This is a genomic window from Halovivax cerinus (assembly GCF_024498195.1).
Lineage (GTDB): Archaea > Halobacteriota > Halobacteria > Halobacteriales > Natrialbaceae > Halovivax > Halovivax cerinus.
Window position 1 is genome coordinate 2,453,657 of the sequence record NZ_CP101824.1, and the last position, 16,741, is coordinate 2,470,397.

A 16,741-nucleotide genomic window follows, 5' to 3' on the forward strand; every position below is an offset into this window, starting at 1 on the left:
AGCGGTTCGCGCTCGTCGTTACCGTCGCCGTCGAGGACGCTTCGGTGACTCGATTCCGCCACTGCACGTCCGTATTCGCCGTTCGATCGTCTCCCGGTGATCCCACACGTTCCGAATCCGCGCGTCCCACTCGATATCCAGCCGACCGTTCAACTGACCCTCCGTTCGGACGCGTTCGACGTAGCCGATCGCGAGGTAGGTGGCCATCGCCCGTGCGTCGACGCCGATCGTCACGCCGTATTCGGCCAGGTCTTCGTAGACGACCGACGAGTAGGGGTTCCGATCCAGGAACAGCCGTGCGAACCCCGTTTCGAAACCGTCCCAGAGCGACGTCGCCGACTGGAGCGCAACGAATCCGGCATCGACGATCGGGATTCCCTCGACGCTGGCCCACTCCCAGTCGATGACGCCCGTCACCTCCCAGTCGTCCGTTTCGGTGTCCACGTAGATGTTCGAACCGAAGTAGTCACCGTGCGTGAGAACCTGCGGGAGTTCGATCGGCCGGTCGACTCCGGGTGGATCCGTCAACCCGAGCCGGTCGAGCGCGAGATCCGAGACGACGTCAGCCGGCTCTTTTCGGACTACTCCCGACTGCGTGCCGAGGTGCAGGCGCTGTAGCCAGTCGAACGCGACGTCCAGAATCCGTTCGAAACGTTCCGGGTCCCGAGAGAGTACCGAATCGAGCGGCCTCCCGTCGACGGGACGCTCGACTCGTTCCGGCCCGAACACCGTCGTCCTCGTCCGTGCATTCGGGATCGTTGCCGAAACGGAACTGACCGACGAGGCAGTGCGGGTCGCACGATCGGCCGCCTCGTTCGCCGCTGCGTGGCGCCGACTGTTCGGGATCTTTCGAACGGCGGCGAGGATCCCCTCGTCCAGTTCCAGCACGCTCGTTCGGTTCTTGCCGGCCACGCTGACCACGTCCGTGACCGGCGCATCGGGTCGGGTAGCCACAGGCGATCGCCCGCACACGAACAGGTACCGCGGAAACGTTTGCGCTACCGTACGCGTTCGTCGTCCAATCCGGACCAGCCGTCGTAACACGCCGAAACCGGTTCTGTCCGCCGTCGCGTCGAACTCTCCGAGGAGCCACGGCAGTACGTCGTCGCTCTCGGCGTCGAACGCGAGTTCGTTCTCGTGTCGACCCCGGGAGAGGAGGCCGTACGTGCGTTCGACGGCGAGCCCGTGTCGATCGAGCGCCCGGGTCACTCTGGCCGGTATCGCGTCGATCGACGCGGCGATCCGGGTACCGAGCCCGTCTCGCTGGGACGGGGCGAGTCCGAGGAGTGCTGTTAGTCCGAGCTCGCGGATCCAGCCGTCGACGACGAGGGCGAGTCGGCCGTCCGGCGCGAGGCGGTTCGACACTTCAGAGAGGTACTTCGGGAGTTCGCTCGCCGGACACTGTAGCACGACGAGATCGAAGGCGCCGTCGGGGAACGGAAGGTCTACAACCGTCGCGTGGAGCGGCTCGACGTCGGTTCCCTCGGCGCTCGCGACGGCCGCCGTCGCTTGGAGGGAGGCGACGGACGTATCCGCGACCCAGACAGAGTCCATCGCTTCTGCGACCGAGAGCGCCACCGACTCGTCGTGCGTCCCGACGACGAGCGCCCGCCCGGCACAGTACGGTTCGAGCAGGACTCGCCAGCCGACCGTTCGCCGCGTGAAGAACCGGTCGACTACCTCGTCGTCGAGGCGGCCCACCTGATGGGCCGCGAAGACGGGCGCTATCGTGTCGTCGATCTCGAGCCCGGCGAGTTCCCGGAGTTGCTCGGCGCGCGGATCGGGTTCCACGACCGTTGTCGTGCTCGGAACGCCGCCGCGCGACGAGACGTGGCGGCCGCACACGAGACACTCCTCGTCGTCCATCGCATCTCGAAGACAGTGCGGACACGTCGGTGACCGGGCCACGGGGGTTCGAGTGGCCGGACCACGCCGTCGGGGTTAAGCATTCGCGTCGGGGCCACCGGTGTCGGAGCCGATCGAGCGATTGGTCCATCCGACCCGCCGAGTAAGGGCGCCGTACAGCCGGTTCACCCTGCCAACCACTTTAGGGCTCTCCGCGGTACCTCCGGCGATGGACGTCGATTCCGCCCACCCGTCCGCCGCGGCGATCGCGACGAGGTACGCGACCGCCGGGGCCGACGACTGGACGGACGTGTTACGGCGCGCCGACGCGAACGGGGTCGCGACCGTGGTCCTTGAGACGCTGTTCGCCGGCGAGGAGGGACCGATCGGTGCGGATCGGACGGGCGAGCTGGACTGTCGGGCGCTCGACGCGTCCACCCCCGAGTACCTCTCGGCGGCCCTTCGACGCCGACGGTCGCGCGCGGAGCAGTTCGAACTCGACCTCGAGGCCGTCGGTGGCCACTTCGCAGATCGGGGAATTCCGTACGCGGTGATCAAGACGAACGTCGACCACGCGTACCACCCGTGGGACCTGAACGTCCTCGTCTCCCCGGCTGACTTGCCGGCCGCCGACGAGTTGCTCACCGCCAGCGGCTGGGAGCGGACGTCGCTCCGCGCGCACCCGCTCGCCCGGACCGAGCCGGGAAAGCGGCTGTACGAACACCCGGTCAGGCACCCGGTCCACCTCCACCGTGCGGTGTCGTGGAACGGGCTCACCTACCTCCGGCCGGAGACCGTCCTCGACTCGCGGTGTCGCATCGACGGCGTTGCCTACCCGGATCCGGTCGTCGACGCCGCGATTCACTGTGCGCACACCGTCTTCGAGGGATTCTCCCTCCGACTCGTCGAAGCGCTCGAGATCGTCCGTCTGCTCGGTGACGCGGCGGAATCGGATCAGGTGCGCGCTCGTCGACTCGCGGTGGACAACGGCTGGCCGGCCGGCTTCGACCTGGCGCTGACGACGGCGACGTCGGTCGTCGACGCGATCGAGCACGACCCCGCGTCGGTGTCTCTCCCGAGACGCTATCCGCGCCGCCAACTCGTCGGAGCCTGGCTGCAACACGCTCGTCGAACGGGCGGGTGGTACGAACCGCCGCTCAACGCCCTCCTGGGGGTTGTCAAATGACGAGCCGGTCGCTTCCAGCGCTCGTGGTGGTGTGCGGGATCGACGGCGCCGGGAAGACGACGCAGACGCGACTCCTCGTCGAGTCGCTCGCCGACCGCGGACTCGACGCCAGAGCGGCCCAGACGACCGGCCCGAACACCCGTGTCACCGGGGCGCTCAAACGCACGATCGCGCCGCGATTCCTCGATCGCGAGGACGACCTGGCCCGGGCCGGATCGACTGCGACCGGACCGGCGAGCGCTGGCGGCTGGATCTTCCTCGTACGCGGGCTCTGGGGGAGCTGGACGACCGTCCTCGCGAACGCCACCGCAGACGTGCTCGTCCTCGATCGCTACCTCTACGACGACCTCGTCCGCGTGGCCTGGCGCTACGGGTACGAGGAATCGCGACTCGTCGCCCTCTCGCGACTGGTTCCCGCGCCGGCCCTGATCGTCCGTCTGGTCGCGCCGACCGCGGTCGCCTGGGAGCGCGAGTCGGACGGACGGACGACGCTCGCCGAACACGAGGCGAAACGCGCCGCCTACGACCGGGTCTTCGCAGCACTCGATACCGATGGCGCGATACTCACCGTCGATACCGGCGAACACGGCGTCGAGGAGACGCGAGATCGACTCCGCCGCGCGTTCGACACCCGCCTCTCGACGGTCGCAGCCGACTCCCGTCGTGCGCAGCGGTGAACGCCGGCGTGGTCCCGTGTGGATCGGAACCGAGCTGAATACGAATCACGTTCGGAGACCGGACGGGTTGGTCCGTGTCAGTTCCGCCTCCGCCAGACACTCCTCGACGACGCGTACGAAGGTCGACACCAGTGCCGTCTGCGAGTAGGAGGTTTCGACGATCTCGCGGCCCCGTCGGCCGAACGCGCGCCGTCGATCCGGATCGGAGAACTGTTCCAGTGCGTCCGCGAACGCGGCCGGGTCGGGCTCGTCTAGCAGGTAGCCCGAGGCGCCGTCCTCGACGTAGTGTGCGAGCCCACCCACTCGTGTCGAGACGACCGGCAGGCCACACGCCATCGCCTCGAGCGCAGCGATACAGAGTCCCTCGTATGCGGAGGTGTGCAGGTAGACGTCGTGTCGTCGCAGGAACGACGCGACGTCGTCGACGAACCCGACGAACTCGACGGTATCGAGGCCCAACTCGTCGCGCTGGGAGCGCAATCGGTCAGCGAGTTCCCCGGTCCCCGCGATGGTGAACCGGACCGTCGGCGCTCCCGCACGCGCTTCGAGTTCTCTCGCCGTCTCGAGCACCCGAACGTGTTTCTTCGGCGGGACGAGCGAACCCACGGTCGCGACGCGAAGCGGACGGGCGGTCGAGTGCCGCCGCGGCGTGGGTGTCGACGCTTCGGCCGGACGGGGCCCACCGTCGGTGGTCCCTTCCGAATCGGTCTCTGCTGGCACGAATTCGTCCGTGTCCACGCCCGCGATCGGAACCGTCCGAACCAGGTCTGGGTCGACGCCGACGTCGTCGACGAGTGCCTCCGCGACCGCCGGTGAGTCGGCGAGGATCCGATCGGCGAGTCGATTCGTCGCGACCACCGCTCGCTCGCGGAGTCGCGAGGAAAAGCGCTCGCTGTGTATCCAGTTCACCACGACCGGAACCCGGTGTACGCGCCCGAGCACCCGGCCGACGAGGGTCGCGTGAAAGAGCGAGCAGACGAGGACGTCGGCCGAGGCGACGGTGCGCGAGAGGACGAGCGGTCGTCGCCACGGGGCGACCGACTCCAGTTCGCGGACCGTGACCCACCCGGGTATCGCCGCTCGGACGTCGTCCGTTCCCCGGTAGGCGCACACGACGGTGACGTCGTACAGATCGCGATCGAGTCCGGCGAACAACCTCGACATGCCGATCTGCGCGCCACCGGCGGACAGTGTCGAGACGAAGTAGACCAGCGAGTACCGTTTCGCCGACGTTCCGACCGACGGCCGATCCACGGACGAGCGCACGCGTGGCCGCTCCGGATCCGATCGCGTCGTCATACGCGAACGCGGACGCGCTCGTCCGCCATGGCAGTGGGGGTTCGTCACGCGAGCCGCCCTCACGTCGTCCGGGCGGCGGTCGGTAGAACGAGGACCGTACAGTTGGTAACCGGACGTTGTACGGTGTGCAAGGGATGTGACGCGACGGAGCGGGTCGCGTTCGGCACCGACCGGAGCCTGCAGGCAGGTCGCTTTCACCCGTCTGCCGTGCCTGACGCGGTAGCCGCGGGGATGCCTGCTGCGGTAGCCGCGGGGGATCACGATGGTACGCAAAACGCACAACCACGGACTGCACGTCTACGAACGGGGCGACACCGACTGGACGCACGCGCCCGATATGGAGACGATCGAGCGACGGCTCGTCGTCCGCGGCGAGCGCGCGGCACTCGATTCGTACGACCCGCACGACGGGGCGACCTTCGTCGCCACCGACACGGGCGCCGTCTTCGACGGCGACGGCGACTCGTGGTCGCGCGCTACGCGCCGCTACGCGGAAACGACGGTCGACGACCTCCGGACGCGGGAAACGCCGGTCGCGGACGTTCGCGCCTACGGAGCGACGGGCGACGGGGAATCGGACGACACCGAGGCGATTCGGTCCGCGATCGACACCGACGGTGCCGCCGTTGCGTACCTCCCGAAGGGGACGTACCGCGTGACCGACGAACTCTCGCTGGACTCGACGAACCTCCGCGGAGACGGAGCGGGTGCGACGACGATCGCGCTGGACGAGCGAGTCGATCGGGCCCTCGCGGTCGACGGGGCCGGTGGTGGCGTCGCCGATCTCACCGTCGAGTGCAACGGGATGGCGATGGAGGGCGTCCGTCTCGCCGCCGAGCACGCGCTCGCCGAACGGGTCGCCGTCGATCACGTCACGCAGTGGGGCGACCGGGACGAGTCGACGGCCTGTATCAACGTGATGTCCGCACCCCACGCGACGGTCGAATCATGCCGCGCGACCCGTGCCCGGGCACCGAACACGGGCGTCTCGAACGGGATCCACGTCGCGGGCGACGGCGGCGGCGTGACGATCCGAAACTGCGCCGTCGACGACGTGACGCCGAAGGCCGACGGCGACGGTATCGTCGTACAGGGACTGAACGACGGAACGCGGGTGATCGGCAACCACGTCACGAACGCGGCGAAGTCCGCCCTCAAACTGAATCGCCCGACTGAGCGGCCGATCTCCGTCCTCGCGACCGGCAATACACTGCAGGCCGGATCGAACTGTCTCTCGATCGCGCGCATCCAGGGAACCGAGACGACGTTCGCCGGGAACACCCTGGTACAAGACCGGGTCGCGGACGCGGCCCTTCGCGTATCGACCGACCCCGACCTGGACGCCGCGCCCGTGACGGTCACGGGAAACGTGATAGAGCTCACCGATCCCGCCGACGGCAACGATCTGATCCGGATCAGGGACTGGGACCGGGGCGTCGTCGTCAGCGGAAACACGTGCAAGCTCTACGGCGGCGGCAACTGCGGCATCCGGGCCGACAGCTCGGAGAACGTCGTGATCGAGGGGAACGCTCTCGACCAGGTGGGTGAGACCGCCATCTCGCTCGTCGGGACGTCGCTCGCGTCCGTGACGGGAAACGTCGTCGACGACGCCGGGACGGCCGGCATCTCGCTCGACGCCGAGGCGAGTCGCTGCGTCGTCACGGGCAACGTCGTCGACGCGCCCGATGGGATCACCGTCGCGGACGGCGCGGCGGACGTCGCGGTCGGGACGAACGTTGGGGGATAGGCGGTCACGGCGACGGTCCGGCTGCTTGCGTCGGCGGTCCGGAAACTGAAGCCATCGCTTCGACCGCACGGTTCGGGTCCGCGTCTCGTCGCCCGGGTTTTACCCGGCCGCGCGTGGTGGGTCACCTCCATGTGCTCCGTGCCTCGTGGGACGGGTCGCTCCGACCTCGTTGCCGTCGTGGGCCGGGCGACGGCCCGACGATCGTTCGTCAGGACCGGTCGCGGGTTGGCCGCCGGATCCAGCGGACCGGACCACGGTAGCGCTCCGAACCGATGAAATCGCGCCTCCTTCGCGGATTCGTCGCGGTCCTCGGGGGCAACGTCACCACCAAACTCGTCGGCGTCGCGTTCGTCCCGGTACTCGTCAGGTTCGTCGGGAGCGACGGCTACGGCGATTACGCGTTCGTCACCTCCTCGATGTGGCTGTTGTTGATCGTCGCGAACGCGGGCATCTTCACGAGTCTTCGCAAGTACATTCCGGAGGCGCGTGACTACCCGGACTGGGCGGATCGGGTGTTCGGCTTCTACGTCCGATGGGCGGTCGTCCTCGTCGGCGCCGCGGTCGCACTCGTCCTCGCCGGCGTGGCGACGGGTGCGGTCGGCGGCCTGTTCGGCGACCGGTTCGGCACGTACTTCCTCGTCATGTGCGGCATGCTCGTCACGACGCAGTTTCACTCGGTGACCAGAGCCGCACTGATGGCGTTCGGCCGCGAACCCGCCTCGGAGGGGTTACACGCCCTCCAGAAGGCCCTCTTCGCCGGATTCGCCGTCCTTGCTCTCGCCGTCGGATTCGGGGTGACGGCCGTCCTCGTCGCGTTCACGGTCGCGTCCGGTATCGTCGCCGTCGCCGGCGCGGTTGCGCTCAGGCACAACGTGGCACTGCGAGCGGTTCTGGAACGTCCGCCTCCGGACTTTCCTCGCCGCGAACTGTTCGCGTACAACGGCCTGACGATTCTCCTGATCGGCGGCACGTTCTCGCTCTATCACGTCGACGTCGTGCTCTTGCAGACGTTCTACGGCAGTCACGAGACCGGCCTCTACCGGGCGAGCCTCCAGATATCCGAGTTCCTCTGGTTCGTCCCGATCGTCGTCGGGACGGTGTTTATCCACTCGCTCTCGGAACTGTGGTCGCGAGATCGGACGGACCTCGTGGAGGAGATCGCCGCACGCTCGACGCGCTACACGATCGTCGTCACGCTCCTGTTCGCCCTCGGCGTTGCCGCCCTCGCCGAGCCGTTCGTCGCGCTCTACTTCGGCGAGGACTTTCTCCCGGCCGTCGGGCCGCTGCTCGTCCTCTTGCCCGGCGCGTTCGGGTTCGCGATCGCCAGACAGCTGTTCTCGGTCGGCCAGGCGAAGGGTGCACTTCGGGTACTCATCGCCGCGACGGGCTCCGCCGCCGCGCTCAACCTCGTCCTGAACCTCCTGCTGATTCCGCCGTACGGCATGTGGGGCGCCGCCGTCGCCACGTCGACGAGTTACGGCTCGATGGCCGTCTTCCACGTCCGGGCCGCCAGATCGATCGGCTTCGATCCGCTCGCGGACATCAGGGCCGGGCCCACGCTCGCGACGGCCCTGCTCGCCGCACCGGCGATCCTCGGGGCCGGGTACGCACTCGATGGCCTCGTCGCGCTCGTCGTCGTTCCGCCGACCGGGTTCGTCCTCTACGCGGCGCTGGCGTTGAAGACCGGGGCCGTCGATGCCGCCGAGGTGACCGATCTCGTCGGTCCGCTCCCCGAACCCGTCGCGCGAGCGCTCGCCTGGTTCTGAAAACGCGACGGACGGGAGGCCACTCAGCGCTCGTGACTACCGGCACACTACCCGATCGACCGTCCGTACGTCGTCACTGACTGACGTTTCGATTCGCCCGCGACGGCGGGAGGTAGCCGGCCGTCGTCGACTCGACGGGATCGGGTCGGACGCAGCGGATCGGCTCGCGATTGACGTGCCGGTACTGCTCTGGGGAGTTTGCGAGCGGATGTGCCGGGTTGTCGTCGCTGTCGATTCGCGCGGCGCGCACGTCACCGAATCCGGTCAGCCGGGCCCGGATGCCCCGCCAGTGGTTGGCACTCGCCGCCGGAACGGAGTACGGCCGTGGTGGACGCCTGTCGGGGTGTCTGGCGGCCAGGATGGCGGCGTTGACGTTACTCGCGAGGTCGTCGTGGTCGACGAGGATGCCGACGCGTGCGTCGGGTGGTGCCCTCGCCGCGAGAACGTCGAGCCCGAGGTGCAGCGCCCGGTACTCGGCGACGTTGTTGTTCGGCGGCGAATCCGGACGCGAGAGTCGGGCGACGTGGGCGCCGTCTCGCGTCTGGATTACCGCACCGAGCCCGCCGCCCGCGGTCCTGAACGAACCGTCCGTGGCGACGTAGAAGTCCCTGTGGTGGGTGCGAGGGTGGTGAGCGATGTGCGGTGTCGGCGACTCGTCGAAGAGATCCCGAAGGGCGGGACGGCCGTGCGCGGCCATATCTATCGGTCGGAACCGGACTGACTTAACTGTAGGGGCGAGTCGCATCCCACGAAGGTGTGGTCGGTTCGAGAGTCGATGCAGCCGATAGGACGGCCGACCGGCAGTCGACGACCGCTAGACGCCGAGTGCGATCGACGTAAGCGCCGCAGCGATCACCCACCCTGCGCCCGCCCACGAGAGGACGAAAAACGCCTCGCGAGCGCCGATCTCCGTCCATCCGTTCGATACGTCCACGAACGCTCCCACACCGCGTATGGTTTCGCCGAGTCCGACGGCCATCGACCAGGCGGTGACGCCGAATCCGAGGAGGAGTGCGCCGAGCGCGAACGCGGTGTCAGTTGCCCCTTTCGCCGTCGAGACGGTGAGCAAGCCGATCGAGAGGACGACCCCGATGATCGCGCCGACTGCCATCCAGCGGGCAGCGGCGGGGACGAGATATCGAAGCCGTTTCCAGTAGCTGATTCGATCAGTCGAACGCAACGCATCGGTCGATTGGTCGTCACGCATCAGTTCAGTTGGGAGTAGTAGAGTCGTCACGCGTCGCCGAATTCCCCGGCCGTCAGACCGTCTCCCGCATACGCGGATCCAGTGCGTCGCGCATGCCGTCGCCGAGGAGATTAAAGCCGAGGACGGTCAGCGCGAGGAACAGGCCGGGGAAGAACGACCACCACCACGCACCCATGAACATCCCCTTCTCGACGCCTTCGGAGAGCATCATTCCCCAGGAGGGATCGCCGGGATCGGCACCGAACCCGAGGAACGAGAGTGCTGCGATGTCGATGATCGCGAGGCCGTAGTTCAGGGTCGCCTGGACGGTGATCGGTGCGAGACAGTTCGGCAGGACGTGACGGACGAGGACGCGTAGATCGCTCGCCCCCAGCGCCTGCGTCGCGTCGATGTACTCGTCTTCGAGCACTTTTAGTGCTGCACCCCGGACGACGCGGGCGAATCGTGGCGTGTAGACGAGCGTGAGCGCGGCTACTGCTCGCCAGAGCCCCCACGATTCGGGGAAGATGGTGATGAGTGCGAGTGCAAGCAGTAGTGATGGAAACGATAGTAACACGTCCATCGACCGCATGATGATATTGTCGGTGATGGTCCCGTAGTAGGCTGCGAGGGTGCCGGCGGCGATTCCAAGCACCGTAGACGCGACGACGGCTGCGGTCCCGTACAGGAGTGCATACCACGCCCCGTAGAGGACGCGTGGATAGATGTCGCGTGCCTGCCCATCGGTACCGAACCAGTACTCCGTGCTCGGTGCACCCCTGTTCGGATTCTGTCCGTACATCGTTCGGGTGATCGCATCGATGTCGTAGGTGAGTTTGGCGTAGACGGCGATGACGAACATCGTGACGATGATCACGAGTCCGAACACGGCGAGTCGGTTCGAGAGCAGTTCCATGAGGAACTGGTTCGCTCTGAGCCGGTCGACGAAATTTCGGTTCGCCGCCGTTCGCTCGGTGGTGGTTGTCGTGCTCATTGGTTTATTCTGGGGTCGAGTACGGAGTAGGTAATGTCGACGAAGAGGTTCACCAGCGTGTACAGTAGCGCGAAGACGAGCACTGTCGCCTGAACGACAGGGTAGTCATTCTGTTCGATTGCTGATACTAGAAGCGTTCCGATCCCGTTGATCTCGAAGACGGTCTCCGTGAGTACCGACCCACCGAGCATCGATCCGAACTGAATGCCGATGATGGTGATGACGGGAATGAACGCGTTTCTGAGTCCGTGTTTCATCACCGTCGTCTTCGCGCCCTGGCCCTTTGCGCGGGCCGTTCGCATGTAGTCCTGCCTGATGACTTCGAGCATGGACGAGCGCATCATCCGTGAGATGAACGCCATCGAGTAGATGCCGAGAACCATCACCGGCATCGCGAGGTGGCGCACGGCGGAGACGAACGCGTCCAGCTCGCCGACGAGTACCGTATCGATCAGGATGAATCCGGTCCGTCGTTCGACGAAGTACGTCGAGCCGATTCGACCGCTCGTCGGGAAGACGTCGAGGAAGACAGCGAACAGCAGGATGAGCAGTGGACCACTCCAGTAGATCGGGACGCTGATCCCGGCGAGGGCACCGATACGGGAAAAATGATCGGTGAACGTGTCCTGTTTGACGCCGCTTACGATCCCGAGTGGCAGCCCGAACGCCAATCCGGCGATCAATCCGAGGACAGCGAGCTCGATCGTGATCGGGAGCCGCCCGGCGAGAATCTCCGTGACCGGTGTCCCACGCTGGATCTGGTAGGACTGGCCGAAATCGAGGCGGACCGTGTCCCAGAGGAATCGAAGATACTGTTGCCAGAGGGGGTCGTCCAGCCCGAGATCGGCTCTGATTTGTTCGACGAACTCCTGACTGGCCCGATTGCCTGCGATGGTGACCGCCGGGTCCCCCGGAGAAATTTGCAAAATCGCGAAGACGAACGTTGCGACGCCGAAGAGAACCGGCCCTAGCAACAGGATCCGCTTCGCGATGAAGCGTTTCGATATCATACGCCTGAACACTGGGGCGAATATCCTAAAATGTTACTGTAGAAAAACCAATTAGAACTCCCGTAAAATCGACACCGCTTCGCTACTCTAGCGTCACGAGGTGGAGGTGCGGACCGCTGATAGCCGAGACGGGGTACTCACTGACAGTCTCGTGAACGCCGCGGATCTCCTGTGCGTAGTCGATGTACACCCACGGTGCCTCGTCGTAGGCGATCTGTGCGGCTTCGTAGTAGAGTTCCTGACGCTCGTCCTGATCCGCGGTTTGCTGGCCCTGCTCTATGAGATCCATGAACTCCGTGTTGGCCCACGCGGATCGGTTCGACGTGTTGTAGTCGGTGACGTCGAAGCTGTCGATGTAATCCTGACCCTCCGGCGGTTCGACCTGTGGGTGCAACAGGGCGTAGTAGAAGTTGTCCGGATCGGCGTTGTCGGTGTACCAGCCTGCGAGCGATGCATCGTGGTTGCCGGCTCCCGTGTACTCGAGGTAGTCGCCGAACGGCCGGTCGTCGATCGTAACGTCGATTCCCACGTCACTCAGGTTCGTCCTGATCGTCTCGGCGGTCGACGTCGGCGCGGGGTTGTACCCCCGCGAGTTCTGGAACGTCGTCAGTGTGAACGAGAAACCGTCGCCGTAGCCGGCCTCCTCGAGCAGCGTCTGGGCCTGATCCGTGTCGTATTCGTACGGATCGAGATCGTCGTTGTGCCCGAAGCCGATAGTTGGGGGACACGGCTGGCTGGCCTGGTCGGCGATGCCGGAATAGACCTCGGTGACGATCGACTCGGTATCGATCGCGTGGCTGATGGCGCGCCGAACTCGGGCGTCGCGGAACGCCTCGACGCGGGACATGTTGAACGACATGTACCCGATGTTGATTCCCTGTACCTCCTCGATCGTGGCGGTATCGCTGTCTTCGACGATCGAGATGGCGCTTGGGTTGAGCGTGTCGACGATTTCGACTTCGTCTTCGGTGAGCGCCTGCGCACGCGAGTTGGGCTCTCCGTATTCGAGGAACAGTACTTCGTCGACCTCCGGGCCCTCCCCCCAGTAGTTCTCATTGGGGGTGAGGCGGATGCGACCGTTCGCGTTGTCGAGCGTCTCGAGCTGGAACGGGCCAGTTCCGTTGGCATCGCCGTTGAAGTCGAAATCGCTCTCGATGCCGTCCTTCGGCAAGACGGCGGTCGCGAACATACCGAGGTTGCGCAGGAACGGCGCGTACGTCTGCGTCAGCGTGATGTTCAGCGTATAGTCGCCGTCAGTCTCGATGGAGTCGATCCAGTTTCCGAGCATGAGTGGACCGTAGGCGGACGACTCCTCCAGGTAGTACTCGTAGTCCTCGTCGACGAACCGGCGATACGTCGCGATGAAGTCGTCGGCGGTGAAATCGGTTCCGTCGTCGAACTGGGCGTCCTCGCGGAGCGTGATGGTGACGGAGTCACCCTCCATCTCCCAGTCGGTGGCGAGACTCTCGACGAGCGCCGAGCCACCGGGCTCGAAGTCGAGCAACCCGTCGTAAATCTGGTTGGTTACTTTCGCGACTTCACCACTGGTCGAATTCTGTGGGTCGAGCGTCTGCGAGTGGGCGCCACGACCGTATCGTAGCGTTGCACTCCCTGTCTCACCCTCATCGTCGTCGGGATCGTTGTCGAGACAGCCAGCGAGCGATCCCATAGACGTGGCCGCCACGGTTGCAGTGCCTGTCGCCTTCAGGAAACTCCGTCTGGAAGCGTCGTCGTTAGTAGCACCTTCCATGTTGTGACAAGTTATGTGCGAAATAGATAAGGGTACCGGTGTACGAGATTATATAGTGGGAGTCCTAAATTGGCGATAGATGGCTATATTGGTTGATCGTTTTGTAGAGACGAGACCGAGTCGGGTGCTGGTGGTGACCGAAGATCGATACGCGGTTCCGACTACCGAACGACCGGGCAACTCCCTCGATCACGATTCGTCCGGAAAGAGGTGGCAGGCTACGGGGTGGGTTCCGTCCCCTGTGACGGGGTGTTCGCGTTCGCAGACGCTCTCGAACGTCTCGTGAAGCACTGCTTCGGCGCCCTCCCAGTCGTGCGCGTCGAGGCACTCGATCGATTCGGTGACCGCCCGATCGGCCGCTCCGGAGAGCGGTCCGGAGAAGAACTCCTCGCGGATCGCCGCCTGGAACGCGTCACCGCCGTCTGCGACGGCGCCTTGCTCGGCTTTCGGGACCGTTGCGTCCGCTCGGATAGCCTCGAGATCGATGTCTCGCGCTTCGACGCGCTGTCGGTAGAACATCACCTCGCGATAGCGTTTCTGTTCGATGTGGAGATCCTCTGGTGGGATCACGGCCGGACAGCGCGTCCGGAAGTGACAGCCGGACGGCGGGTCGATGGGTGACGGCACGTCACCCTCGAGGATCGTCCGATCGCTCGTGTCGGCCAGCGGATCGGGTTCCGGGATCGCCGACAGTAACGCCCGGGTGTAGGGATGTTTTGGCTCCTCGAACAGGAGATCCGTTTCGGCCACTTCGACGATTTCGCCCAGGTACATGACGGCGACCCGGTCGGAGATGTGCTGGACCACCGAGAGGTCGTGGGCGATGAAGAGATACGTGAGGCCAAACTGCTCCTGGAGGTCTTCCATCAGGTTTATGATCTGTGCCTGTACGGAGACGTCCAGGGCCGAGACGGGCTCGTCGGCGACGATGAAGTCGGGATCGACAGCGAGCGCTCGGGCGATTCCGACCCGCTGGCGCTGACCGCCGGAAAGCTCGTGGGGATAGCGGTCGTACTGGCTCCGGTCGAGTCCGACTTCTTCGAGGAGTGCGACGACCCTGTTTCGGCGCATTCGTCGGGTCGAACTCCCGGCTGTCACCGTGACGTGAACGTTCGTAATCCGTCCGCCCTCTCTGGTTACGTCGGTCGAAACGTCGAGTTCACCATCGACGCCGACGACTACCTCGTCGTCGGTGACCGAGACGTCGACCGAAACGACACACTCGCCGTCAGTGCTGCCGAGCAGGGCGTCGACGGTGTCGGCGACGTCGACGGTGACGGCCTCGGGCGTGAGTCCCGTGACCGAGAGGTCAGCGCGTGTCTCGACGTCCGGATCGCTCTCGGGGAGGCCGTGTATCTTCAGCGGCTCCATGACTGTCTGCCCGACTGTCATCCTGGGATCCAGACTCGACATTGGATCCTGGAAGACCATCTGCATGTTCTTTCGCATCTCGCGGAGGTCCGACTTCGAGAGGTCACCCAGGGTTTCCCCCGCGAAGACGACGGTTCCGTCGGTCGGTGGATCGAGATGCAACAGTGCACGCCCGGCCGTCGACTTTCCACAGCCGGATTCGCCGACGAGGCCGAGGGTTTCTCCCTCCCTGACCGTGAAGGTCACGTCGTCGACGGCTTTGACACTCGGTTGTTCGTCAAAGAACCGGTCGAGCAGTCCCTCTTCTTGTTCGTAGAATTTTCGTACGCTATCGACCGCTACGAGGGTGTCCCCGATCACGTGCTCGGACGCGGAGGCCACGCCTTGGGTGCCGTACTCGCTCGTATCGAAGTGTTCGAGGATGCACTTCGAACGGTGGTCGACGTCGTCAGGTCCGTGCTGGAGGTACGGAATCTCGCCCGTCCGGCACTCTGGTTGGGCCCACGGACATCGGTCGGCAAAGTGGCATCCATCTGGCATGTCGATGAGATCGGGAACGTTTCCTTCGATGGGTGTGAGGCGATCTTTCTCCTCGGTCGGGATCGACTCGAGCAAGGTGTAGGTGTAGGGATGACTCGGATTGTGGAAGATCTCTTCGACTGGTCCTTCCTCGACGATCTCGCCGGCGTACATCACGGCGACGCGGTCGCACGTCTCCGCGACGACGCCCAGATCGTGTGTAATCATCAGAACTGACATGCCAAACTCGTCCTGAAGCTCGTCGATGAGTTCGAGGATCTGCGCCTGAATCGTGACGTCGAGTGCGGTCGTCGGTTCGTCAGCGATCAGGAGGCTGGGGCGACACGCGAGTGCGATGGCGATGAGTACGCGCTGGCGCATGCCGCCGGAAAACTCGTGAGGGTACTCGTCTAGACGCGTCGTCGCCTCGGGGATACCGACCTCGGTCAGGATTTCGACGACGTCGTCGGTGATCTCCTCGTCGAACGCCCGGCCGCCGATCTTCGGCACAATTTCGCGGATCGCGTTCACCCAGGTATCGGGTTTTTGGCCCCCGTACTGGTGGAGTCGGAGCGACTCGGCGACCTGTTCGCCGACGGTAACCGCGGGGTTCAGCGACGTCATCGGGTCCTGGAAAATCATCCCCATCGAGCCGCCACGAGCAGTTCGCATCGCTTCTTCTGGTGCCGTGGTCAGATCGACGAGGGCGTCGTCGAGACGGATCCGTTCTTCGTCGACGGCTTCCGAACCGTCGTCTGGACCGATTCCATCGAGTCCGTCGGCCCGGGTCGCCCCGACGAGTGTCGCGTCGCCCCCGGTGTCACGGTATCGTTCGAGCGCGTTCGTATCGATGTAGACGAAGCCGTCCGTCGCCCGTGCGATAGCGTCGTCGACCGCGTCGGCGGCAGCCTCGTGGTTGTCTTCTGCGATCGAGGCAGCCTCTTCGAGCTCCGTCGCGAACTCGTCCCTGCCTCGGTCGCGCCCGTCCACGTCTCGAACCTCGGCGGCGATCCCGCGGAGTTCCTGTGGCGCTCTATCGGTTTCGGTTTCCCCCCTGAGTTCGTCGGTGATGCGCCACATCGCCTCGATACGCTCGATCGGATACGACGAGACGGCGTCGTCGTACTCGTCAGCCAACTCCGCCGCGAGCGCGGGTTCTCTGAAGGTCACACGACCGTCGACGATGTCGCCCGGTTCGTCGACCAGGTCCATCGCCGACAGGGCCGTTACGCTCTTGCCCGATCCTGACTCGCCCACGAGCCCTACCGTCTCACCTTCTTCGATCGTGAGATCGACGCCGTCGACAGCCTTTACGTCACCTCGATTCGTTCTGAACTGCGTTCGCAGGTTCGAAATGGAGAGGAGATCTGTCACTGGCAGCTACACGGGTG

12 protein-coding genes are annotated in these 16,741 nt (G+C 65.3%); 4 read left to right on the plus strand and 8 right to left on the minus strand.

What is annotated here, in order from left to right; all coding sequences use genetic code 11:
* Window positions 1-18: 18 nt before the first annotated feature.
* On the minus strand, window positions 19-1,866 hold the full coding sequence (locus NO366_RS11500; protein WP_256530933.1) for a phosphotransferase: 1,848 nt from the start codon (window positions 1,864-1,866) through the stop codon (window positions 19-21).
* 208 nt (window positions 1,867-2,074) lie between these two features.
* Between NO366_RS11500 and NO366_RS11505 the strand changes: the two genes are divergently transcribed.
* Window positions 2,075-3,031, plus strand: a complete 957-nt coding sequence (locus tag NO366_RS11505; RefSeq protein WP_256530934.1) for a nucleotidyltransferase family protein — start codon at window positions 2,075-2,077, stop codon at window positions 3,029-3,031.
* Window positions 3,028-3,708, plus strand: coding sequence for a nucleoside/nucleotide kinase family protein (locus NO366_RS11510; protein WP_256530935.1), 681 nt, complete (start codon window positions 3,028-3,030; stop codon window positions 3,706-3,708). Before NO366_RS11505 ends, NO366_RS11510 begins: the two co-directional genes overlap by 4 nt.
* A 45-nt stretch (window positions 3,709-3,753) precedes the next feature.
* On the opposite strand, the gene NO366_RS11515 is transcribed toward NO366_RS11510, so the two are convergent.
* Window positions 3,754-5,007, minus strand: coding sequence for a glycosyltransferase family 4 protein (locus NO366_RS11515; protein WP_256530936.1), 1,254 nt, complete (start codon window positions 5,005-5,007; stop codon window positions 3,754-3,756).
* A gap of 262 nt (window positions 5,008-5,269) precedes the next feature.
* Between NO366_RS11515 and NO366_RS11520 the strand changes: the two genes are divergently transcribed.
* On the plus strand, window positions 5,270-6,754 hold the full coding sequence (locus NO366_RS11520) for a right-handed parallel beta-helix repeat-containing protein (RefSeq protein ID WP_256530937.1): 1,485 nt from the start codon (window positions 5,270-5,272) through the stop codon (window positions 6,752-6,754).
* Window positions 6,755-7,026: 272 nt separating this feature from the next.
* Entirely contained in the window at window positions 7,027-8,520 is a 1,494-nt protein-coding gene (locus NO366_RS11525) for an oligosaccharide flippase family protein (RefSeq protein ID WP_256530938.1), read from the plus strand.
* A gap of 73 nt (window positions 8,521-8,593) precedes the next feature.
* Here NO366_RS11525 and NO366_RS11530 read toward each other — a convergent pair whose 3' ends face one another.
* From NO366_RS11530 to NO366_RS18535, 6 genes are all read right to left on the minus strand, one after another.
* The gene (locus NO366_RS11530; protein ID WP_256530939.1) at window positions 8,594-9,217 is read right to left on the minus strand and encodes a ribonuclease H family protein; all 624 of its coding nucleotides are present in this window, start codon (window positions 9,215-9,217) and stop codon (window positions 8,594-8,596) included.
* 117 nt (window positions 9,218-9,334) lie between these two features.
* Entirely contained in the window at window positions 9,335-9,727 is a 393-nt protein-coding gene (locus tag NO366_RS11535) for a DUF7268 family protein (protein ID WP_256530940.1), read from the minus strand.
* 52 nt (window positions 9,728-9,779) lie between these two features.
* A complete protein-coding gene (locus NO366_RS11540) occupies window positions 9,780-10,700 on the minus strand; it encodes an ABC transporter permease (RefSeq protein ID WP_256530941.1) in 921 nt (306 codons plus the stop codon).
* Entirely contained in the window at window positions 10,697-11,710 is a 1,014-nt protein-coding gene (locus NO366_RS11545; RefSeq protein ID WP_256530942.1) for an ABC transporter permease, read from the minus strand. Before NO366_RS11545 ends, NO366_RS11540 begins: the two co-directional genes overlap by 4 nt.
* Window positions 11,711-11,792: 82 nt before the next feature.
* Window positions 11,793-13,460 (minus strand): ABC transporter substrate-binding protein, encoded by a 1,668-nt coding sequence (locus tag NO366_RS11550; protein ID WP_256530943.1) that lies wholly within the window; start codon window positions 13,458-13,460, stop codon window positions 11,793-11,795.
* A 189-nt stretch (window positions 13,461-13,649) separates the two neighbouring features.
* Window positions 13,650-16,724, minus strand: coding sequence for a dipeptide ABC transporter ATP-binding protein (locus tag NO366_RS18535; RefSeq protein ID WP_305880591.1), 3,075 nt, complete (start codon window positions 16,722-16,724; stop codon window positions 13,650-13,652).
* Window positions 16,725-16,741: the final 17 nt, after the last annotated feature.